This is a genomic window from Sphaerochaeta globosa str. Buddy (genome assembly GCF_000190435.1).
GTDB lineage: Bacteria > Spirochaetota > Spirochaetia > Sphaerochaetales > Sphaerochaetaceae > Sphaerochaeta > Sphaerochaeta globosa.
In genome coordinates this window covers 2,468,289-2,487,552 of the sequence record NC_015152.1, presented here as the reverse complement: position 1 = coordinate 2,487,552, position 19,264 = coordinate 2,468,289, and the positions used below count along the sequence as shown (strand labels likewise).

The window sequence follows — 19,264 nt, the reverse complement described above, 5'->3', positions numbered from 1 at the left end:
TTTTTAGGGATTTTCGTACATTTCTTCAGCATCCTCAGTCACATCAGTTTCGTTGAGGAAGCAGGAAGTGACATCCATTTCTCTCGGGGGACCGGTTGCTACAATGGTAATATTCAGGCGCAGGCGTGTCAGAGTCCCCACCGTCCCCCCGCTGAAATCCATATCCATGACTCCGTATTGCGGTACGGGCAAGGCGGAGAGATCATCTGTTCCATCTATGAGTACTCCATGTGCGTTCGTATAATCGGTGTAGGTGCGTGTAGTCCCTGATTCTGAATATCCTGCAGGTGGGTTTCCACTATGCGAACTCCGATACGCCATTACCTCCTCATCTGCAAGCTTGAGCTCATCTAGCAGTAGTTTGATCTTTTCTTGGGTTGGATTCAGGTCCGAACCCCCATCCGGGTCGCAGGAAACAAAGAAAAGGAGAGCGAGACAAAGAAGAACTGACAGCATGGTGCGCATAGGTGCCTCCTTCTGGTCCTATAGGTGCGATTGGACTGGCAAAAACCAAGGGAACTGAAACACTCTTTATTATACATAATAGTAAATCTGTAATAAATTATTGCCTAGAGAACAACCCTCTTTGTCCTGTGGGTGTACTCACCGCCCTTGCGTTGACCATAGCCTTTTGTGTTGGTATAGTTGAGCTACTATGTTAGATATATATACACTTGGAGATGAGGTACTTACAGAGAAGTGCCAACCAGTAACCAAATTTGATAGTGCTCTGAGAATCCTGGTGGATGCAATGTTTGAAACCATGGCAGAAGCAGATGGTGTCGGACTGGCCGCCCCGCAAGTTGGTGTAAACAGCCGCTTGTTTGTGATTCACATCCAGGGCTCCGAAAATCGCGCCTATATCAATCCGCAAATTATCGAGACCTCGATCGAGACCGATACCTCAGAAGAGGGTTGCCTCTCAATTCCAGGGGTCTGGCACGATGTTCAGCGTCCCGCGCGGGTTACCGTACAGGCTCAGGATGTCGAAGGCAAGGTTTTCACCGTCAAAGCGGAAGGCTTGCTTGCCCGTGCGATCCAACACGAGTATGACCACCTCAACGGAGTACTGTTCATTGACCGCCTCAACGATGAGGAACGGGAAAAAATGGTAAAAGCGTACGAGAAGCGCGCCAAACTGGGAAAAAGGAGACGATAACGGTGAGAATCCTCTTTGCAGGAACTCCGCAGGTTGCAGTCCCCACCCTGAGGGCCTTGTCACAGCACTTTGAGATCGGTGCGGTTTTAACCAACACCGACAAACCTGGTGCAAGGGGCAAGGCCCTTGTTCCGTCTGCGGTTAAAACCGAAGCCGTCAGTTTGGGCCTAAGGGTGCTGCAGTACGACCGACTCGGTTCCGAGGTTCGGGCTGAGGTCGCAGAGACCGGGTGTGATACCTTGGTCTGTTTCGCCTATGGGAGACTGTTCGGGCCTAAGTTTCTCTCCCTGTTTTCAGGAGAAACACTGAATATTCATCCATCCCTGCTCCCCCAGTTGCGTGGACCAAGTCCCATCCAGGGCTCCATACTCAACCAACTTTCAGAAAGCGGCATCAGCATCCAACGCATCGCCAAAGAGATGGATAGTGGGGATTTGCTCATGCGTGAGCATTTCTTGCTGCAAGGTGACGAGACCAGTGAAAGTCTCTCATCGTTTGTCAGCCTGAAGGCCGCTGACTTGGCGGTGAGAGCACTGTTGGATTTGCAGGCGGGAAAGGCAAGGTTTACCGCCCAAGAAGGGCCGGCTACCTATACTTCCTTGATAACTGCAGAAATGAGCGTTGTCGATTTTAGCAAGAGTGCGAAAGAAATTCATGCTCAGATTCGTGCCCTTTACCCTTGGCCGAAAGCCCGAACACTGTACAACGGACAAAGTCTGTTGCTTACTGGAGTCTATGGTACGGTATTTGAAGCAGGAGAAGAAAAAGTGGATGCAAACATCCCCGTAGGAACGGTTGTACAGAAGCAAAAAGGGAAGGGTATCGCCATCGCAACCGGTGACGGCCTACTGTGGGTTACATCCATGCAGCTGGAGAAGCGCAAGGAGATGGACTGGTCTTCCTTCCTCAACGGCAACCAAGGCTTTCTTGGTGCAAGGCTCGGGTAGTCGCATGAAGCGTTCGATGCTGTTTTTGCTCCTTGTTTTGTTGTGTGCTCCGCTTATTGCTTCAAAACCCTCGGTTGCCGTGGTACTCAGTGGAGGCGGTGCCCGTGGGGTTGCCCATATTGCCGTCCTGGAAGCGCTTGAAGAAGCGGGTATTCCCATCGACATGGTGCTGGGAACCAGCATGGGCTCACTGGTCGGCGGGCTGTACAGCAGTGGATATACACCCAAGGAAATTCGAAGGCTCCTCGTTGAAACTGATTTGGTCGGCTTGTTTTCTGAACCAGTGCTTGATCCCATCCGAGTTCAGGACACCGCATTCTCCTACATGCATGACCATGCATTTTCACTAGGCTTTGGGGAGAACGGTATTGGTAATGCCCCGGCTCTCATAGGTGATCAGAAAATTCTTGAACTTCTGGGTTTTCTCTTCTCCAAATACCCCAATACCATGGATTTCGACCAATTGCCAATTCCCTTCCGTTGTGTTTCCGCTGATGCCGTGACCGGAGAACGTATCGTGCATGATTCAGGATCTCTTGTCAGCGCCATCAGAAGCAGCATCTCTATCCCCCTTGTTTTCTCGCCGTATCCGTATGAGCAAACTCGCTTGGTAGTGGATGGTGGAGTGGTGGACAACCTCCCTATCGCTCTTGCCCGCTCCCTCGGTGCTGACATTGTCATCGCCAGCGATGTGAATGCTCTGAAGCTCGATACCTATGAACAGTTGGAAAGCCTTTCAGCAATGGCTATGCAGACCATTATTCTTGTTACGCAGGATAAGGCTGCAGCGCAGCACCCACTCGCAGATGTATTGTACTTACCCGACTTACGGGATATCAACGCACTGGATTTTACCAAACATGAGCTGATTCTTGAGCGTGGTGAACAAGCCGTTGCAGATAAGAAGGAGGAACTCTCAAATCTGGCTACACGCATAGCGCAAACACGAGAGCTCACAATACTTGATAGCGACCGTGATGGGGTGTATTCCCTGCGTTCAACTCCGACGATTTTGCAGATTACCATCCAGGATCTCTCCCTGAATAAAGATCATCGGATGCCGCAAGTAAGTCAGCTGTCATCCTTTCTTGGCCGAAGCTTCACCAAGCAGACGGCCGGAGAGCTCAACCTCAAGCTGAGGGAAATCCGCAAGTCCAACTCCCTGGCAAGCTTGGGATATGAAATGGCACCGGATGGAACGCTTCTGGTCTCAGGAAGGGGATTTGAAAAACGCAATAGCAACATAAGCCTTGGCCTGCAAAGCAATGCAGGTTTTTCCAATGCCTTGCCAGCCTCAATGGCTTGGTACAAGGCCGATGTTTTTCTCGATGCGTACATGCTGGAGCTCTGGGGAACCGATCTTGCATTGCTGCTCAATGCGACCTTGGGGCAAATGACGAGTATGCAGATGGCCCTTCGCTATCCCTTTGCACTCACGAGTTGGGGCGAAGTCGATGTGAAGTTTGGCCTGTTGTATGGCAGCGGCAGCCTGAGTACTCTCAGCACCGTAGTGAATGCAAACCGAACTGCTCCCTTGGACCGCATATTCCGATCTGAGCTTTCGCTGGATCTGCACTTCAACGAATATGGTCTCGCCTCGCTTTCCGGCTCCTACGATCTTGTATCCTTGCACGATGCCACGTTCCCCAGCACGTTCCTTGCATTCCCCGAATTGGAAGCAAGCCTGTTGTACAACAGTCTCAGAAGTCGGTTCAAAGCCAGTGGCGTCAGGTTGGATATGCTTCTATCGATTGGTTACTTGGATGGGATGTTGAGCAGCATGCGCATAGGGTGGAACCAGAAATTTGCAGTATCGTATCTTGATAGTTACTCCTACGATATGAACCTATCGTTGATCCGTAAACCTTTTGCCTTGTTGGAAAGCTATGCCGATTTGGGGACGGTGGAAGGAATTCCCGGGTACAGCCCCTTGTCGATCAGACGTGACACCCTCTATGCAGGGATGGGCTGGCAGCATCGACTCAGCGAGATACTTGGCTACCCAACCTATTGTAAAGTAATTTTGCGGGGAGGAATCCTTGATTCCTATGACCCGTATACTGCTGTTGCTCCCACCAATAATGCATATTTCTCCGATACCACATGGGATTTGGGGCTCGGTGTTGTACTGGGATTGGTTTCACCGTTAGGGGAAGTCCTCCTGAGTTTTGGAGCGAGTCTGGGTGGTTTTGTGACTTTTGCCGTCGGAGTCTATTGATGGAGCTTCCTTACCTAAGCTACGCCCGACATCTGCAGAATAGGTATAAAGCTCGTGTCTACCGCATTGGAGTCGATGGTCTTTTTTCTTGCCCAAACCGTCAATACGATGGAAAAGGTGGGTGTGCCTTTTGTGATGGCAGAGGGGGCTCTGCTGTATATCACCGTATTGAGGAGCATGCATCAAGCCGTTTGGGATATGCAGAGCAGGGCCAGCTCTTCGAGAGCGAAATCTCTGGGGTTTCTCTTGATCAGCGGGTCGCGCTCATTCTGTCTCAGATTGAACGGGGAAAGGCATTTGTCCAGCATAGGTATAAAGCACAACAGTACAGCCTCTACTTCCAATCCTATACCAACACCTACGACAGCATCGAGAATCTGAAGACGTTGTACGATACGGCACTTTCTACACACCCCTTTGTTGAATTCATCGTTTCCACCCGACCCGACTGTCTGTCACAGCCGGTGATCGACCTGCTTGCTTCGTATACCACCAAGGTTGAGAAGGTCTGGGTTGAAATAGGTCTGGAGAGTGCAAATCAACAGAGTTTGGATGTACTTGGAAGAAATCACGATACCGATTGTTATATTCGTGCAGTAGATTCGTTACATTTGCGAGGTATCGGTGTTTGTACTCATGTGATGCTCGGACTCCCGAATGAAGGACGCGCCGATTATCTTGCAACGGCAAGGTTGGTGAACAGGGTGCATAGCGATGCGGTGAAAATTCACAACCTGCATGTCTGTCTGGGAACCCGGCTGGATGATTGGCATCGTCAAGGAGAGGTAACTACCGCGTCTCTACGCAGACATGTAAGCGATAGTATTTTCTTTCTCAGACATCTTCACAGCTCAATTGTTATTGAGCGTATGATGTGCGAAACTCCCAGTCATAGACGTGTTTCACCTCGTTTGTTTCCTGACAAGCATCAGTTTCTTGCACAGGTGACGGATGGTATGCTGAGCCATGGTTGGGTACAAGGGGATTTGGTATGAGTCGTAGGATTCCATTGCAGAAGATAGTCCGGGTGACGGGAATTATACTCACGCTTGTTGTGGTCTACCTCATTGTGTTGTTTTCATTCATGAGCAAGGAGTCATATCCACAAATCTCGTGGATACCGTTTGCCGACAAGGGGGATCATATGGCAGCGTACGCGGCCTTCGGCTTCTCCTTCTTTCTTGCAACCTTGCAGATTCCTGGTTCCGGAAAACAAAGAACGGCATATAGCAAGCCTCATTCGACCTTGCATATTACCAGCTGGTCGGGCAGGTCCATTATCTACACCTTGGTGACAGGAACACTGCTCGGCTCCTTGGTAGAGGTGATCCAGCCGCGCTTTGGAAGAACTCGTGAATGGTTCGACCTTGCTGCAGATTTCATGGGTCTTGTAGTCGGCTTGGCAGTGGTGCTTCTTTTGCTCAAGCTGGTCGGTTCCTATTTTACTGCCCGTCCGTGGCTGTACGATCCCAATTGGAAGGATGAGGTGGATGAAACTCTCTGAAAGAATACGTGATGCCCTTATGCATGCAGTGGTGGAACTCGATGACGATGTATTGGCTTGTATTCAGACCGCTTCCATACAAGAAGAAAGTGAAGCAAGCCGGGCTGTGCTGCAAGCCATTCTGACAAATGTATCCCTCGCAAAGGAGTCCGGCATGCCGATGTGCCAGGACACGGGTCTTTTTCTGGTTTTTGCCGATGTCGGCCGCAGCTGTCCTCTTTCGCTCAGCCATATCGAATCATCCATCATGGTAGGGTGTACGCAAGCCGTAGAACAAGCATATTTTCGACGTTCCATCGTAGCGGAGCCGGTTTTTGACCGAACCAATACCCAGAACAACCTACCTCCAGTCATCTGGTGGAACCTCGTTGAGGGAAGCGGACTACAAATCCAGATTTTGCTCAAAGGTTTTGGGAGTGAAAACTGCAGTTCCGTCAGGATGCTTAATCCCACCGGTGGACAAGAGGCCGTCGTGGAGGCAGTCAAGCAAATTGTAAGTACTGCAGGGGGGAAACCCTGTCCTCCCATATTTGTGGGTGTCGGCTTGGGTGGCACGATGGATCGCTGCGCCTATCTCAGTAAGCGTGCTCTGCTTCGTGATGTCCGACTTTCACACCCTGATCCCCGTTATGCTTCTTTGGAACAGAAACTGCTTGATGCCATTCAGTCGTTGGGTATCGGCAGTGGTGGCCTGGGAGGCACTATTACCGCCTTGCATGTCGCCATAGAAGAAGAGAGTACCCATATTGCAGGGCTTCCCCTCGGGGTGTCCATCAACTGCTGGGCTGACCGCAAAGCCAATGTGGTATGGAAGGAGGGAGAGGATGCGTGAACTGAAACTTCCCCTTTCTGAACAGGACATTGCAAGTCTGAAAGCGTATGACCAAGTCCTACTCACCGGGCCCCTGTACGTTGGCCGTGACCAGGTGCACAGTCTGTTGTTTGACATGGTCAATGCAGGACAGAGCCTGCCGATACCCCTCCAAGGACAAGCCATCTACTACATGGGGCCTTCACCTGCTCCCGAGGGAAAGGTTATTGGCGCGTGCGGCCCTACAACCAGTGCAAGGATGGACCCGTTTACCCCTTTGTTGCTCGACCATGGCTTGAAGGTCCTGATCGGTAAGGGGCCACGCAGCCAGAGTGTTGTCGATGCCATCCGACGCAACAAGGCAGTCTACCTGCAAGCTTTCGGAGGATGTGGAGCTCTCTATGCCTCTACCGTCAGGTCCTCGAGCATTGTTGCTTTTGAGTATCTTGGGCCGGAGGCACTTTTACTGCTGGAAGTGGAGAAATTCCCTGCCATTGTGGCTATTGATAGCCAGCAGGGGAGTGTTTTCGTTCATTAGACGGGATTCTTCTCTTTTTACTGGACGTTTCGCTGGAGGTGGGGTACAGTTTTCTGTATGCAAGTCTCCCTTGCAAAGGTCTTCATCTTGGGGTGAGTGAAGAGCTTTTTTCTTTCCATGTGGAAAGCGGGGAGAAAAATCATGTAATACGGAAGGCTATACCGTGAAGAATCATGTGACTGTGCGCCTCGCACCCTATCTCCTCTTGTTCCTGCTTATCGGCTGCTCCAAAGAGGTTGTTCCCCAGATTGTAGTTCCGAGCATTCCCTCTGTTACTGAAAAGCCGATTATTAAAGAAACCGATGTCATCAATGACATGCTCAAACCGGTCGATTTGGATGACCGATTCAGTTATACCTATGGCTATATGCTCTATGCCACCCTGAAACAGCAGGGTTTTGGCAACCTTGATGCTTCCTATTTTGCCAAGGGGGCTCTGGATGCAGTAAATCAAAAGGGTTTCTTCTCCCAAGAGGAAATGAACCAGATTCTGTATGAAGTACAGACTAATATGCTGCAGATCGCCCAGCAGGAGCTTGAAGCCCTTGCAGAGAAAAACCTGAAGAGTGCTCAGGATTTTCTTGCCAGCAATAGTACACGTGAGAACGTAAAGTCCACACAGTCGGGTCTGCAGTATGAAGTACTGCTCGCCGGTGAAGGTGAAAATCCTTCAGAAGAGAGTATTGTGGAAGTTGATTACCAAATATTGCTGCCCAACGGTCAAGTAGCCGACAGCAGCTATGAGCGTAATCAGAGTTCTTCATTCCAGCTGAAAGCCATCATGGTACGCGGTTTCATTGAAGGGGTGAAGCTCATGAACGTAGGGTCCAAGTACCGGTTCTGGATCCATCCCGACCTTGCGTATGGCAAAGAAGGTACACAGACTATTGAACCCAACACCCTTTTGATTGTGGAAGTAGAGCTGAAGGCGATCAAATCGGATTTGTGAGCAGCCCCAGTATTTCTTCGAGCCGATTCACCGTGTACGTTGTTTTCAGATGAGGGGGAAGCGCCAGATTGTGGGGATTGTACCAAAGTGCATCGATGCCGCTGTCTAGCGCTCCCTGTATATCGCTTGCAAGGCTATCGCCGATCATCAGGCATTGCTGTTTCTTATCTGTCAGATGGGTGCGTTCAAGCATGGCCGAAAAATACCGGGTATCGGGTTTTTGGTATCCAAGCTCCTCACTGATGAAGATGTCCTGAAAAAAATGCGTAATGCCGCTTTGCTTGAATCGACCCCACTGGACATCGGCAATGCCGTTGGTCGCGATGAAGAGTGTGTAGCCGCGCTGGGTAAGCGAGGAAAGTATATTCTTGCTGTGAGCGAATAAAATTCCCTGCCTTGCCAGATGGTTTTGGTACCGTTGTGAAGCATCATGGGGGTCCAAGCGAAAAAGCGTTGCTTCACAAAAGCGTTCAAACCGTTTGGTTTTCAATTCCTCAAGAGTCAGCTCTCCACGTTCGAATTCCTTCCAGCAGGAGGCATTGCAGGCTTTGTACTGCAAAAAGTGTTTGCTTTGGATGCTCAAGCCCATTTCCTTGGCCATGAGATGGAAAGCTTGGAATTCTGCCTGCTCGAAATCGAACAAGGTTCCGTCTGCGTCAAAGAAAAGATAGCGGTACATGCTCTGTCATCCTTTACTTGGGTTCTGCATGTCTGTACCATAAAGAAAAACCATCCGGTAATGCAATACCGGACTAAGGAGATGTTCTATGCAGGAAAGTTTTCTCAAACGCCACCTGATGCTTTCGATCGTCTTTGGATCGTTGCTCATGATTTTCGGCATATACCTGATGTTCCAACAGGAATCATTCATCAGAATATTCATCTCCATCCTCGGCTTGTTCCTGACAGGTTCCGGGCTGTTTTCTCTCTTTTCCCTTAATCGGTACCAGCTGGGAAAGCGTACAAAAATTGCGACGCTCGTCAAGGCGCTGATAAGTCTTGGCCTGGGTGTTGTTGCCATCATAGTGCCGCTTTCGGCAGCAAACGTCAGTTGGACGGTACTGCTGTATGTAATCGCAGCTGAACTGATATTCTCATCGATCATCCTGTTTTTGGATGCACTGTTGCTGAGAAAGAGCGGCATTATCATTTCAGGGATGCTATCTGAAGGAGTCTTTTCCTTGGTTGTGGCAATTCTGCTGTTTGTATTTCCCCAGCAGATCGGCAGCATGCTGCTTAAGCTGGTAGGGGCGGTACTTATTGCTTCAGGCCTGGCAATGGTGCTGTGGGCTTACCGGATCAGAAAAATAAACCGACAGTCCAGCACTCAAACGATTGAGGCTGAAGCTGTCGTTGTGGACGAACCCTCCAAAGACTAGGGTACCAAGAATGAGGCGACAAGTCCGTAGCGGGCGACGCCGTTTTCATCGGTAACCGATTCCCCTCCGATGGTAAGCATTGAGGATGAGAGCGGCAATAATTTGCGGCTGAACAGATAGTCGATGCGCTCCTTGAGTTCTTTCTTGACGAATGTGTTCCCTGCATCGGTAGCACTGGAGAAGTGCGTTGCGCGATAGACATCGTAGAACTGTGCATCCTCCAAGAAAGTGGAGAGCGGCCAGAGATAGTCGATCTGGCGATAGGTAATCGGACTGAAAGTGTTCCAATCCTGGTGTGAGGGTTCAAAGAGACTTGAGCCGATGATTGTCGGTTCCGTTATTGAGCCTTCCCCAACAATTGTTTTCAACGCATCAAGCCGCGCTTGGGTGACGCGTTTCTGCACTGTCTGCCAATCACCGCCGGAAGCGAACGTGGAGAGCACTTCATATTCAGGAAGATAGGCTAGTGCGAGTCTGAGCGTTTTCTTCTCACTGAGCTGTACACTGGCTCCATTCTTGCTTGAACTGATGATCGGCAGCGTAGTAATAATGGCTCCGCCTTCAACCAGGATAGCGTGCTGTCCCATCGATCGAACCACATCTATGACATTCTGCATGTGACCGGTCACGAATAGTACTGGATACGAGAGGTCGCTGATGCTTTGCACAACCTCTTGAGCCATCCCTTTTTCACTCCAAGGTGCATCATCGAGAGGCAGAAGCATAATATCCAGCTGACTCTGCTCGGAAAGTTGGGCGGTGGGGGTATCGGTTGTATAGATTCTCGGGAAGGTGAGGGAGGAAAGAGGAGGAATCTGGCGGTATTGTTCTTCCAATGCGGCTTTCTTGGCATTCTCTTCATCCATCAACCGCTTTAGCTCAGCTTCCTGCATTGCAAGTTCCTGTTGTTTCTGATCTGCAATGCGTTTTGCCTCAGCTTCACGCTCTCGTTCCAGTCTGAGTTTCTCTTCCAGCGTAAAAGCCTTCTCCTCAAGCTGTGCCTTGAGAATGGTGATTTCCTCACCCAGATTTTGGATGGTCGTCTGAAGAGTTTGCACTTCACTTTCGTGTTGGTTTTGCAGCATTGCAGTTTGGGATAGGGAGGCTTCTTCTGCTTGTGAGAGCAACAACTGGAGCTCACGATTGATGACTTGTTGTTCGGTCAATAGCCCCTCAAGTTCATTTGCTTGGTAGGTCACGGTATTGAACGCTTCAGTCATATCATCCAACTGCTGCAACGTCGCTGCAAGCTGTTCACTCGTCGAGCCCGATTGGCCCTCCGTGGCTGTGAGTGCTTGTAATGTTGCATCGAGGCGTGTTTGCAAGTCAGCTATCACGATCTCATTGGCTTGTAGTTTTGTTTGCAGATCTGCAATGGTGGCTTGGGCTTCATCCCATGCCTTTTGCCGGCTGATCTCGGCTTGTTGCTGTTCCAAAAGACGTTGCTCTTCAGCTTCTTTCTGCTGTTGCTGTTCGAGCGATACGTGTTGCTGGTGTTTTTGCTCTTCCAAAATACGCAGTTCTTCTTGCTGTTTGGCCAACTCTGCATCGAGGGCGGCCTGTTTTTCGGCTTCAAGGATGGAGTATTTGGTCACCGGCGGCTTTTGTTCTGAAGAAGGGAGGGTAATGACATCCTTTCCTTGTCGGGCGGTGTAACTTTGGCATCCAGCGGCTGAGAGCAGAATAAGTAGAAGAATAGGGAGTAACAAGCGTTTGTTCATAGTGTTTTCTAGTCCTTAGAAGTTGAAGAATGCCTCGGCTCTTGCCTTGGCGAGTTCTTTGCGGGCCGTTTCCTCCTTGGAGTCCTCTCCAAGCATGAAAGAGTCGCAATAGTTTGCCTCTACTTTGTCCTCTATATACTCTTCCACTCCTTCAAGGCAGTCATGGTAGATACCCGGACTGTAGAAACGACAGTTTACACAACTGTGTAGACTTTTTGAGCAGGTTGGGCAGAGCGTCGAATAGCCGATACTGGTCATTGCATCGATGGAAGTATGACAGTGATGGCATGCACGCATAGCTTAAAACTCCAATTGTTTCCCATACTCGGCCATCTCGCCGTCGGTATAGGTCTCTTTCGAAAGCTGGATGTTCTTGTGGTCATCCTTGAAGCGCGGAACAATATGGAAGTGCAGGTGAGCAACCTCTTGTCCGCTCTCCTTGCCATTGTTGACGATCAAGTTCGTTGCGTCACAGCCGAGGCGTTCCCTGAGCGTTGCATCAGCTTGTTTTGCCAGTCTGATGAGATGGGCCAATACCTCATCCGGACACGATTGGAGGGTTGGATAGGGCTCCTTGGTGATGAGTAACAGGTGCCCTTTATTGACTGGATTAATGTCAAGGATGGCGAAGCAAAGTTCGTCCTCATGAAGTTTAACGCTGGGAATATCCCCTTTTAAAATCTTGGTGAAAATCGTTTCCATGGCACACCTCAAAGCCATTGTATCACACAAGTGTCGAGTCGGAAAAGGATTGTATTGGGAAAAGGGATTGCACAAAATAAGCAGATATATTATTATCCACGAGGTACGGTGGGACAGCTGAGTTACTTCTTCGTCCCTTCCACTCCCTTCAGATGTTAACCTGATGTGTGTAAGGAAGAAAGCCCTTTCCCGTCAGGCATTGTTTGGTACTGCAGGGATACCTGTGGATTCGTTTTTATTCTATTTTATAGAGGTTATACAGAATGGCTAGTTTGCAAAACTTGAGGAACATCGGAATCAGTGCCCATATTGACTCGGGAAAGACGACTCTCTCCGAACGCATCCTCTACTACTGCAATAAGATCCACGAAATTCACGAAGTTCGTGGTAAGGATGGCGTTGGCGCCACCATGGATAGCATGGAGCTCGAGCGAGAACGAGGCATTACGATCGCCTCTGCTGCAACTAACGTCAATTGGAAAGGAACGGAAATCAACGTTATCGATACTCCGGGCCACGTCGACTTTACTATCGAGGTAGAACGTTCACTGCGTGTTCTTGACGGTGCAGTTTTGGTCCTTTGTTCCGTAGGTGGTGTACAGAGCCAGTCTATCACTGTCGACCGACAGATGAAGCGTTACCATGTTCCCCGCATTGCCTTTATCAACAAGTGTGACCGAACCGGTGCCAATCCGTACCGCGTCAAGAAACAGCTGGTTGAGAAGCTCGGGTTGAATGCCGTTCTCATGCAGATTCCCATCGGCCTTGAAGACCGCCTTGAAGGTGTGGTCGACTTGATTTCCATGAAGGCACTCTATTTCGATGCAGGCGAGAATGCTGACCAGGTTCGCGAAGCAGAGATTCCCGCCAATCTTATGGAAGAGGCTCTTGCCCGACGCGAGGAGTTGCTCGACGGTGTTTCCATGAGTTCTGACGAGTTGATGGAAGCCATGCTTGAGGATAAGGTAACCGTTGAATTGCTGCAGAAGGCAATCCGTGAGGCTACCATCCGTCTTGAGCTGTGCCCGGTATTCATGGGTTCAGCTTACAAGAACAAGGGTATCCAGCCGTTGCTTGATGCTGTAGTGAGTTTCCTGCCCAATCCGACCGAAGTTGTGAACAGGGCATTGGACCTTGACAAGAACGAGACCGAAGTGATTCTCCAGTCTACTGAAGATATGCCTCCTGTCATTCTTGCTTTCAAGCTTGAGGATGGTCAGTACGGCCAGCTCACCTATGTCCGTGTCTATCAGGGCAAGGTGAAGAAGGGCGACGAACTGTACAACACCCGTTCAAAGAAAAAGTTCCGCGTAGGTCGTTTGATTCGTATGCACGCCGCTGCGATGGAAGACTTGACTGAAGCCGGTTGCGGTGAGATTGCTGCCCTCTTCGGTATCGAATGCGCAAGTGGTGACACGTTCTGCGATCCGAAGCTCAACTACTCACTGTCCTCCATGTATGTCCCCACCCCTGTTATCTCATTGGCCATCAAGCCGATTGACAAGAAGGCTGCCGACAACATGGGTAAGGCATTGAACCGCTTCACTAAGGAAGACCCGACGTTCCGCAGTTTCGTGGACCCCGAGTCCAACCAGACCATCATCCAAGGTATGGGCGAATTGCACCTTGAAGTCTATGTTGAGCGTATGAAGCGTGAGTACAAGGCAGAGGTCGAGGTTGGTCAACCTGAAGTTGCCTACCGTGAAGCCATTACTGCCCGTGCTGACTTCAACTACACCCACAAGAAGCAGACTGGTGGATCCGGTCAGTATGCACGTGTTGCCGGTTATTTCGAGCCGCTTCCTGATCCGGTGGAAGGTGAAGAATATAAGCCGTACGAGTTCTCTGACGAGGTTAAGGGTGGTGCCATCCCGACCGAGTATATTCCTTCCTGCGACAAGGGCTTCCAGATGGCCGTCAAGAAGGGCAGCCAGGTTGGTTTCCCGGTCATCGGCGTCAAGGCAGTAGTCAACGATGGTGCCTGGCACCCGGTTGACTCTTCCGACCAAGCTTTCCAGACAGCTGCTTTGGGTGCATTCCGCGAAGCCTTTGAGAAGGCAAAGCCGGTTATCCTCGAGCCGATTATGAAGGTTGAGGTTGTTGCTCCGAACGAGTTCCAAGGTGGAGTGTTCGCTTCGATCAACCAAAGACGTGGTCTTATTGTCGGCTCTACCGAGGATAATGCCATGTGTACCGTTATTGCAGAAGTACCCCTCGCCGAGATGTTCGGTTACTCCACTGTGCTTCGTTCTCTTACCCAAGGTAAGGGCGAGTTCACGATGGAACTGGGCAAATACGGTCGCGTACCTTCCGGTGTTTCCGAACAGCTGAAGAAGGATTATCAGGAGAAGCGAAGGAAAGAGCAGAAGTAAATTCTTTTAGCTTTTCATCCAAGCCCCCAAAAGGAGATACCTCCGGTTGGGGGCTCTTCTTTGCGCCTATGCGTAAAAAAGTACCCAATCGGCAATTTCCATAGTATACTGAGGGTGAACCTAAATACTACTTGGAGGTGAGCACTATGGAAATTCAAGAGTTGAACGACTTGAGTCCTCTTCGCGTTTTTGATGAGTCACTGGGCGGCGGGCTCGGTCGTGGAAACCTCGGTGTCCTCGTTTCTCGTCACGGAGTTGGGAAAACAGCATGTCTGGTCCACCTGGCTACCGATAAACTGCTCAGAGGGGAGCATGTAATCCACGTTTCCTTTTCCGGCAATGTTGAGCATGTCATCAATTGGTATAAAGAAGTTTTCCGGGAAGTCTCCGAGGGACGCAGCCTCGATGATGCTGCATCCGTGTACAATAATATTCTCTCAAACCGTGTGGTCATGAATTTCAGTCAGGAAAATGTCACCATTGAAAAGGTGCTTTCCAGCTTGGAAACCTTGATCAAGCATGGTTCTTTCAAAGCTGACGCCATTCTTTTCGATGGGTACAAGCTAACCATCGCAACCGAGGATGATGTTAGAAAAATCAAACAGTTTGCCGAGAGCATGAATCTGGAGGTATGGTTCAGTGTATCACCGGTTCGTGCAGATGTAGTATACGACAAGTATGGTGTTCCCAATACCATGCTCAAATACATCAACCTGATCGACGTCCTTATCGGACTCATTTACAATGAGGAGCGTGACAAGGTAGTCATGACTGCTGTGAAGTCTCATGGGGGGATGGTCGAAAAGCCTATGGGCGTCAGTCTTGATCCCAAGACTATGCTTATTTCCAAGTAATGTTCACCTGAAGGCCGCTATAAGCGGCCTTCAGTGTCCTTAGCTGTCAGACCGGCCTTTGGAGGGCCGGTCGTTTCTTTATGCCAAAGGATTGATACTCAGATTTTCACCTTCAAGTCCCACCACGACCCCCTGGGAAGTAAGTTGGACTCTAGCCGGGTGAGCAAGCATCCATTTGTTTTGTTTGAACAAAAGTCTGTCTTCCTCGCAGCTCGGGTCTTTCTGAAGCTCCTTGTCCAACGGCTCATTGGTCCCCTTGGGCAGGACGATGATGGACTTGAAACCCTCCTTGTGAACACAAAGGGGGGCAAGGTGCAACACCCTCTCCTTGATAAGGGCAACCGAACCCTTGGGAAAGTAAAAGAGTTCAGCACTGTTTGTATGGACTGAAGAAAAATCTTTGAGTTGGCTGAAAGGCGTGAGAAATTGCAGGCAGTCGGTTACTGCGATAAACAGCTCGGGGCTTTTGTGGTACTCCGCCCCGTTGATGGAGGTGTTGCGTCCATTGCAATATCCCACTTGGATCGGTTGTCCTGCAAAGTAGGTCTCCATATTCCTTGTTTCTGGAAGTGCTTCAAGCTCAGCAAGGGAGGCCACATATATGTTCCCCTCTTTTGGAATGGTTGTCAGCTTTTCTTGTGATGCAATAAGCTCCTGTACGCAAAGGGAAGGAAGCAAGGTTCCATACTGGGAGAACCGGGAAGAGTCGATGCGATGAATCATGAGATGGGGATTCGCACTGATAAGGGCACAAGGAATGTGATAAAAACTCGATTGCATGATTTACCTCGTGAATGCCAACATGAAGATTCCGGTCAACAATAGCATGGAAAAGACAATGAGGGAGAACTTTCTCCCATCGACTTTGTCGTGTACCCGTTCACCGATGACTACTCCCACTACGACAAAAGGAATGAGAAGGGCGGTTGTTGTAAGCGTAGTCTGATCGAGTGAGCCTTCGCTTAGGTAGGTAGCGATAATGATGGTATTGAGCGTTGTCCAGAGCAGGCACAGCGTCGCTCGAAACGATCCCTTATCAGGGAGGGCGCGGGTGGCATACAATACCACCAAGGGTCCCCCTGAGGAGAACAGGCCATGCACGATGCCTCCCAGGACAAGCAGGAGATAGTAGGGTATTGCAGCTTTTCCGGTAGGAATGCTACCGGTTTGCTTCGTGCGTAAAAGTCGGTAGAGCTGACTCACTGAAACGAAGACAATGAATATCGCGAGAATGAAGGAGAGAGCTGTCGTATCCTGGCTGCGGAAGAGATACATACCCGCTGGAAGGCCGGCTAGCATGCATGCAGTGATGATTGCATACTGTTTGAAGTTGATCTTTCGGTAATTGCGTACGGCCAGATACAAAGCCAACAGCCATGCAAGGATGGTAATGACCTTCACGGCCGTCTTCACACCAAGCAGGGCGCTGACGAAGGGCATGGCCAAGACTGCACAACCAAACCCGGTCACGGCTTCCAGGGCGTGGGTGATGAGGACCACCACCCCGCTTGCCAGGATGGCGCTCACCGCTTTGCCTCAAGCATGCGATACAGATCCTCTTTTTGAAGAGGCGGGCGCTGGTTGTGCAGCTTCGGATCGTCAAGGCAGCGGTCGAAAACGGTGATGTCCGAAAGTGTTACGTTGATGTCTGAAAAGCGTGTAGGGATTGCAAGATCCTGCATCAGGGCGGCGATATCGCTTCTTAAAGCCATAACAGCCTGCTCCTGACTGAACGTTGGATGAAAATGGTTGCCGATCAAGGCAAGTTCCATCTTGTTCGTTGCATCCTGCACGGCCCAATCGAAAACCTCCAGCAGCGTGAAGGCACAGGCAAGGCCGTGGGGAACATGCCACTCTTCACTGAGGATGAAAGAAATGGCGTGTCCGGCTGCCGTACCGGTCAGGTTGAAGGCGATTCCCGCTTTTGTGGATGCTTTGAGCATCGCCTGTGTGAGAGAGCGCTTCTTGGGATTGTTTGTTCTGATAGCCTCGTAAAGCTTGGGGAGTGTTTCGAGTATCTCAATGGCAGCATTTCGGGCAACTATTTTAGTAAGAGCGGTACTATTCTTGTTCCAGATCGACTCCAAGGCATGATCTAAGGCATCCAAGCCTGTAGCTGCACAGAGTGAGGGAGGAACGCTGTCCAGCAGACAAGAAACCAAGACTGCCGCGTGTGCCATCATCAAAGGCGAGCCGAGGGTGTATTTCCTTCCTGTAGCATCGGTATAGACACCTACCTTGGTTACCTCCGAGCCCGTGCCGGCGGTGGTAGGTATCAGAACCAAAGTCCGTGAGCGCTCGGTAATTTTTCGCTTGCTCTGATTCCCAAGGTATTCATCCAGTTCGCCCCCATTGGTTGCGAGCATGGCCAGGGCCTTGGCGGAGTCGAGGGTGCTGCCTCCTCCGATGCCTACAATAACATCGCAACCAAGAAAGCGAGGATCGGCGTACATGCTCATGATATCTACGGTTTGGGGATTTGGTTGGACCTGATCAAATACATGGACAGTTGCATACTCACTCAGTTCCTTCAGCAAGCAATCCTTGTACGGGATAGGAGCATTGTCAATGACGGCACATACGCTAAGCTTTGCTTCATTCTTCGAGGCAAAGCGTAACAGTTGCGCAAGCGATGAGCCATTCAGTTCTGTAAAACTGAGTATAGGTACCGCACTGAGCAAGCTTTCCATCATTTGAGGTTCTCCTCTTCGATGGCTTGTACTTGGGCGAAGGCATTCGTCAAAAAGTCTTTCTTGAATTCCATTTTTTGGGTAAAACTCATAGCAAGCCAAGCATCGACAATCTGCTTGCCGACAAACGGTGCCGTAATCCATCCGCCAAGGGTGATGACGTTTGCATTGTTCACAATCTTGGATCGCTCTGCACTGAAAATATCATCCACCACGCAGGCATAGATGCCTTTGTGCTTGTTTGCAACAATAGCCATTCCCTGCCCGGTGCCACAAATCAGAATTCCCTTTTCTGCTTTGCCTTGCTGGATGGCCTTGGCTACTTTGGGGGCCTGAATGAAGTACGGCTGGGGTTCTTTCTCGTTTTCAATACCGAAATCGAGGACGGTGTAGCCACTCTCTTTCAAATGCTCGACCAGTTCCTTCTTGAGGGGAAATCCACTGAGATCGCTTGCAATTGCTATGGTCATACGTTACTCCTTCTTGCTCTTGACCAGTGCAAGAGCCTTGCGCGTAATTTCTTCTGCAGTGAGATGATAATACTGTTGCAGCCAGCCTTGGGTGCCTACTTGGCCAAACTCATCCTGAATACCCACCATTGCCATCGGTGTGGGGTGGGTTTTGGCTAGGAAGTTTGCGACAGCGGCTCCCAAGCCTCCCGCCGTTTGATGGTTCTCGGCGGTGACGATGCAACCGGTTTTCCTTGCATAGGAGAGAACGAGTTCCTCGTCCAGGGGTTTGACGGTATGCATGTCAAGAACAGCAGCTTCGATGCCCATATTTGCCAGCTCATCCTTGGCCTTGAGCGCTTCAGGGACCAGGATTGCTCCTAAGGCGATAAGGGTGACATCGCTACCGTCGCAAAGCACCTTGCCCTTTCCCAATGCGAACATTTCATCGTTCTGATAGATTGGTGCTACCGCCTTGCGATGCAGGCGCATATACGTGCAACCCTGATGGGATGCACAGGCCTTCAGCAGTGCCTTGAGGCTGACCGGATCCGATGGCTCTACAATGGTGAGGCCCGGGATCATGCGCATCAGACCGATATCCTCAAAGGGCATGTGGGTTCCCCCGTTGAAGGCTGCGCTGATACCGGGATCGGTGCCTACCAATTTCACATTCAGCTTTGCATAGTTTGCCGAAAGGAAGAACTGGTCGAAAGCCCGTCTTGAGGCGAAGCATCCGAAGGTTGCTGCAAACGGTATCTTGCCTGCAGCACTCAGGCCTGCACTCACTCCAACCAGGTTGGCTTCGGCGACACCGACATCCACCCCCCGGTCGGGGAATTGTTGCTTGAAGGACATGGTCCCGCTGGCCCGCATTAAATCGGCCTCGACTACCATGATCCTTTCATCCGACTGAGCCAGCTCGATAAGGGTGTCGCAATATACTGCTCGCATCTCTTTGGTTTCCATCT

General features: G+C 50.3%; 21 protein-coding genes. 11 read left to right on the top strand and 10 right to left on the bottom strand.

Annotated features, from left to right (window positions below):
- Nucleotides 1-3: 3 nt before the first annotated feature.
- Nucleotides 4-465 carry a hypothetical protein gene (locus tag SPIBUDDY_RS11615; RefSeq protein WP_013607955.1) on the bottom strand — a complete coding sequence of 154 codons (462 nt, stop codon included), beginning with the start codon at nt 463-465 and terminating at the stop codon, nt 4-6.
- A gap of 190 nt (nt 466-655) precedes the next feature.
- Between SPIBUDDY_RS11615 and def the strand changes: the two genes are divergently transcribed.
- The 8 genes from def (at nt 656) to SPIBUDDY_RS11575 (ending at nt 8,126) form a co-directional block, all read left to right on the top strand.
- Complete coding sequence (gene def, locus SPIBUDDY_RS11610) at nt 656-1,159, top strand: peptide deformylase (protein WP_013607954.1); 504 nt, start codon at nt 656-658, stop codon at nt 1,157-1,159.
- Nucleotides 1,160-1,161: 2 nt separating this feature from the next.
- Nucleotides 1,162-2,106: a methionyl-tRNA formyltransferase gene (fmt, locus tag SPIBUDDY_RS11605; RefSeq protein WP_013607953.1), complete on the top strand. Its 945-nt coding sequence runs from the start codon at nt 1,162-1,164 to the stop codon at nt 2,104-2,106.
- Nucleotides 2,107-2,110: 4 nt separating this feature from the next.
- Nucleotides 2,111-4,324 (top strand): patatin-like phospholipase family protein, encoded by a 2,214-nt coding sequence (locus SPIBUDDY_RS15800; protein ID WP_013607952.1) that lies wholly within the window; start codon nt 2,111-2,113, stop codon nt 4,322-4,324.
- Nucleotides 4,324-5,319: a tRNA modification radical SAM protein MnmL/YtqA gene (gene mnmL / locus SPIBUDDY_RS11595; protein ID WP_013607951.1), complete on the top strand. Its 996-nt coding sequence runs from the start codon at nt 4,324-4,326 to the stop codon at nt 5,317-5,319. Before SPIBUDDY_RS15800 ends, mnmL begins: the two co-directional genes overlap by 1 nt.
- Nucleotides 5,316-5,828, top strand: coding sequence for a VanZ family protein (locus SPIBUDDY_RS11590; protein ID WP_013607950.1), 513 nt, complete (start codon nt 5,316-5,318; stop codon nt 5,826-5,828). Before mnmL ends, SPIBUDDY_RS11590 begins: the two co-directional genes overlap by 4 nt.
- Nucleotides 5,815-6,660, top strand: coding sequence for a fumarate hydratase (locus SPIBUDDY_RS11585; protein WP_013607949.1), 846 nt, complete (start codon nt 5,815-5,817; stop codon nt 6,658-6,660). Before SPIBUDDY_RS11590 ends, SPIBUDDY_RS11585 begins: the two co-directional genes overlap by 14 nt.
- The gene (locus tag SPIBUDDY_RS11580) at nt 6,653-7,177 is read left to right on the top strand and encodes a FumA C-terminus/TtdB family hydratase beta subunit (protein WP_013607948.1); all 525 of its coding nucleotides are present in this window, start codon (nt 6,653-6,655) and stop codon (nt 7,175-7,177) included. The genes SPIBUDDY_RS11585 and SPIBUDDY_RS11580 overlap by 8 nt, the downstream gene beginning before the upstream one ends.
- 163 nt (nt 7,178-7,340) lie before the next feature.
- On the top strand, nt 7,341-8,126 hold the full coding sequence (locus SPIBUDDY_RS11575; RefSeq protein ID WP_013607947.1) for an FKBP-type peptidyl-prolyl cis-trans isomerase: 786 nt from the start codon (nt 7,341-7,343) through the stop codon (nt 8,124-8,126).
- Here the strand turns inward: SPIBUDDY_RS11575 and SPIBUDDY_RS11570 are convergent.
- Nucleotides 8,110-8,805 (bottom strand): YjjG family noncanonical pyrimidine nucleotidase, encoded by a 696-nt coding sequence (locus tag SPIBUDDY_RS11570; protein ID WP_013607946.1) that lies wholly within the window; start codon nt 8,803-8,805, stop codon nt 8,110-8,112. The two genes, SPIBUDDY_RS11575 and SPIBUDDY_RS11570, sit on opposite strands and share 17 nt — an antisense overlap.
- 88 nt (nt 8,806-8,893) lie before the next feature.
- Here SPIBUDDY_RS11570 and SPIBUDDY_RS11565 point away from each other — a divergent pair, with 88 nt between their 5' ends.
- On the top strand, nt 8,894-9,505 hold the full coding sequence (locus SPIBUDDY_RS11565) for an HdeD family acid-resistance protein (protein WP_013607945.1): 612 nt from the start codon (nt 8,894-8,896) through the stop codon (nt 9,503-9,505).
- Here the strand turns inward: SPIBUDDY_RS11565 and SPIBUDDY_RS11560 are convergent.
- The 3 genes from SPIBUDDY_RS11560 to SPIBUDDY_RS11550 are packed head-to-tail and all read right to left on the bottom strand — an operon-like array spanning nt 9,502 to nt 11,928.
- A complete protein-coding gene (locus SPIBUDDY_RS11560) occupies nt 9,502-11,226 on the bottom strand; it encodes a coiled-coil domain-containing protein (RefSeq protein ID WP_013607944.1) in 1,725 nt (574 codons plus the stop codon). The genes SPIBUDDY_RS11565 and SPIBUDDY_RS11560 overlap by 4 nt on opposite strands.
- A gap of 15 nt (nt 11,227-11,241) precedes the next feature.
- On the bottom strand, nt 11,242-11,523 hold the full coding sequence (locus SPIBUDDY_RS11555; RefSeq protein WP_013607943.1) for a hypothetical protein: 282 nt from the start codon (nt 11,521-11,523) through the stop codon (nt 11,242-11,244).
- Between the two features lie 3 nt (nt 11,524-11,526).
- Nucleotides 11,527-11,928 (bottom strand): HIT family protein, encoded by a 402-nt coding sequence (locus SPIBUDDY_RS11550; protein ID WP_013607942.1) that lies wholly within the window; start codon nt 11,926-11,928, stop codon nt 11,527-11,529.
- 263 nt (nt 11,929-12,191) lie between these two features.
- On the opposite strand from SPIBUDDY_RS11550, the gene fusA reads away from it, so the two are divergent.
- Together fusA and SPIBUDDY_RS11540 are read left to right on the top strand one after the other, a co-directional pair.
- Nucleotides 12,192-14,300, top strand: coding sequence for an elongation factor G (gene fusA, locus SPIBUDDY_RS11545; protein ID WP_013607941.1), 2,109 nt, complete (start codon nt 12,192-12,194; stop codon nt 14,298-14,300).
- A 146-nt stretch (nt 14,301-14,446) separates the two neighbouring features.
- Entirely contained in the window at nt 14,447-15,154 is a 708-nt protein-coding gene (locus tag SPIBUDDY_RS11540) for a hypothetical protein (RefSeq protein WP_013607940.1), read from the top strand.
- A 78-nt stretch (nt 15,155-15,232) separates the two neighbouring features.
- Here SPIBUDDY_RS11540 and SPIBUDDY_RS11535 read toward each other — a convergent pair whose 3' ends face one another.
- From SPIBUDDY_RS11535 to SPIBUDDY_RS11515, 5 genes are read right to left on the bottom strand one after another with little or no spacing between them, the layout of a single operon-like run.
- Entirely contained in the window at nt 15,233-15,934 is a 702-nt protein-coding gene (locus SPIBUDDY_RS11535) for a DUF4867 family protein (RefSeq protein WP_013607939.1), read from the bottom strand.
- 3 nt (nt 15,935-15,937) lie between these two features.
- Nucleotides 15,938-16,681, bottom strand: coding sequence for a sulfite exporter TauE/SafE family protein (locus SPIBUDDY_RS11530; RefSeq protein ID WP_013607938.1), 744 nt, complete (start codon nt 16,679-16,681; stop codon nt 15,938-15,940).
- Complete coding sequence (locus tag SPIBUDDY_RS11525) at nt 16,678-17,847, bottom strand: iron-containing alcohol dehydrogenase (RefSeq protein WP_013607937.1); 1,170 nt, start codon at nt 17,845-17,847, stop codon at nt 16,678-16,680. Before SPIBUDDY_RS11525 ends, SPIBUDDY_RS11530 begins: the two co-directional genes overlap by 4 nt.
- Complete coding sequence (locus tag SPIBUDDY_RS11520) at nt 17,844-18,314, bottom strand: RpiB/LacA/LacB family sugar-phosphate isomerase (RefSeq protein WP_013607936.1); 471 nt, start codon at nt 18,312-18,314, stop codon at nt 17,844-17,846. Before SPIBUDDY_RS11520 ends, SPIBUDDY_RS11525 begins: the two co-directional genes overlap by 4 nt.
- A 3-nt stretch (nt 18,315-18,317) precedes the next feature.
- Entirely contained in the window at nt 18,318-19,262 is a 945-nt protein-coding gene (locus tag SPIBUDDY_RS11515; protein ID WP_013607935.1) for a transketolase family protein, read from the bottom strand.
- Nucleotides 19,263-19,264: the final 2 nt, after the last annotated feature.

Excerpts from the sequence above, each read along its gene's own strand:
- SPIBUDDY_RS11570 (WP_013607946.1), bottom strand. The coding sequence starts at position 8,805 with ATGTACCGCTATCTTTTCTTTGACGCAGACGGAACCTTGTTCGATTTC.
- SPIBUDDY_RS11525 (WP_013607937.1), bottom strand. The coding sequence starts at position 17,847 with ATGATGGAAAGCTTGCTCAGTGCGGTACCTATACTCAGTTTTACAGAA.
- def (WP_013607954.1), top strand. The coding sequence starts at position 656 with ATGTTAGATATATATACACTTGGAGATGAGGTACTTACAGAGAAGTGC.
- SPIBUDDY_RS11540 (WP_013607940.1), top strand. The coding sequence starts at position 14,447 with ATGGAAATTCAAGAGTTGAACGACTTGAGTCCTCTTCGCGTTTTTGAT.
- SPIBUDDY_RS11580 (WP_013607948.1), top strand. The coding sequence starts at position 6,653 with ATGCGTGAACTGAAACTTCCCCTTTCTGAACAGGACATTGCAAGTCTG.
- SPIBUDDY_RS11585 (WP_013607949.1), top strand. The coding sequence starts at position 5,815 with ATGAAACTCTCTGAAAGAATACGTGATGCCCTTATGCATGCAGTGGTG.
- SPIBUDDY_RS15800 (WP_013607952.1), top strand. The coding sequence starts at position 2,111 with ATGAAGCGTTCGATGCTGTTTTTGCTCCTTGTTTTGTTGTGTGCTCCG.
- SPIBUDDY_RS11515 (WP_013607935.1), bottom strand. The coding sequence starts at position 19,262 with ATGGAAACCAAAGAGATGCGAGCAGTATATTGCGACACCCTTATCGAG.
- SPIBUDDY_RS11550 (WP_013607942.1), bottom strand. The coding sequence starts at position 11,928 with ATGGAAACGATTTTCACCAAGATTTTAAAAGGGGATATTCCCAGCGTT.
- SPIBUDDY_RS11535 (WP_013607939.1), bottom strand. The coding sequence starts at position 15,934 with ATGCAATCGAGTTTTTATCACATTCCTTGTGCCCTTATCAGTGCGAAT.
- SPIBUDDY_RS11555 (WP_013607943.1), bottom strand. The coding sequence starts at position 11,523 with ATGCGTGCATGCCATCACTGTCATACTTCCATCGATGCAATGACCAGT.
- SPIBUDDY_RS11565 (WP_013607945.1), top strand. The coding sequence starts at position 8,894 with ATGCAGGAAAGTTTTCTCAAACGCCACCTGATGCTTTCGATCGTCTTT.
- fusA (WP_013607941.1), top strand. The coding sequence starts at position 12,192 with ATGGCTAGTTTGCAAAACTTGAGGAACATCGGAATCAGTGCCCATATT.
- SPIBUDDY_RS11560 (WP_013607944.1), bottom strand. The coding sequence starts at position 11,226 with ATGAACAAACGCTTGTTACTCCCTATTCTTCTACTTATTCTGCTCTCA.
- mnmL (WP_013607951.1), top strand. The coding sequence starts at position 4,324 with ATGGAGCTTCCTTACCTAAGCTACGCCCGACATCTGCAGAATAGGTAT.
- SPIBUDDY_RS11615 (WP_013607955.1), bottom strand. The coding sequence starts at position 465 with ATGCGCACCATGCTGTCAGTTCTTCTTTGTCTCGCTCTCCTTTTCTTT.
- SPIBUDDY_RS11590 (WP_013607950.1), top strand. The coding sequence starts at position 5,316 with ATGAGTCGTAGGATTCCATTGCAGAAGATAGTCCGGGTGACGGGAATT.
- SPIBUDDY_RS11520 (WP_013607936.1), bottom strand. The coding sequence starts at position 18,314 with ATGACCATAGCAATTGCAAGCGATCTCAGTGGATTTCCCCTCAAGAAG.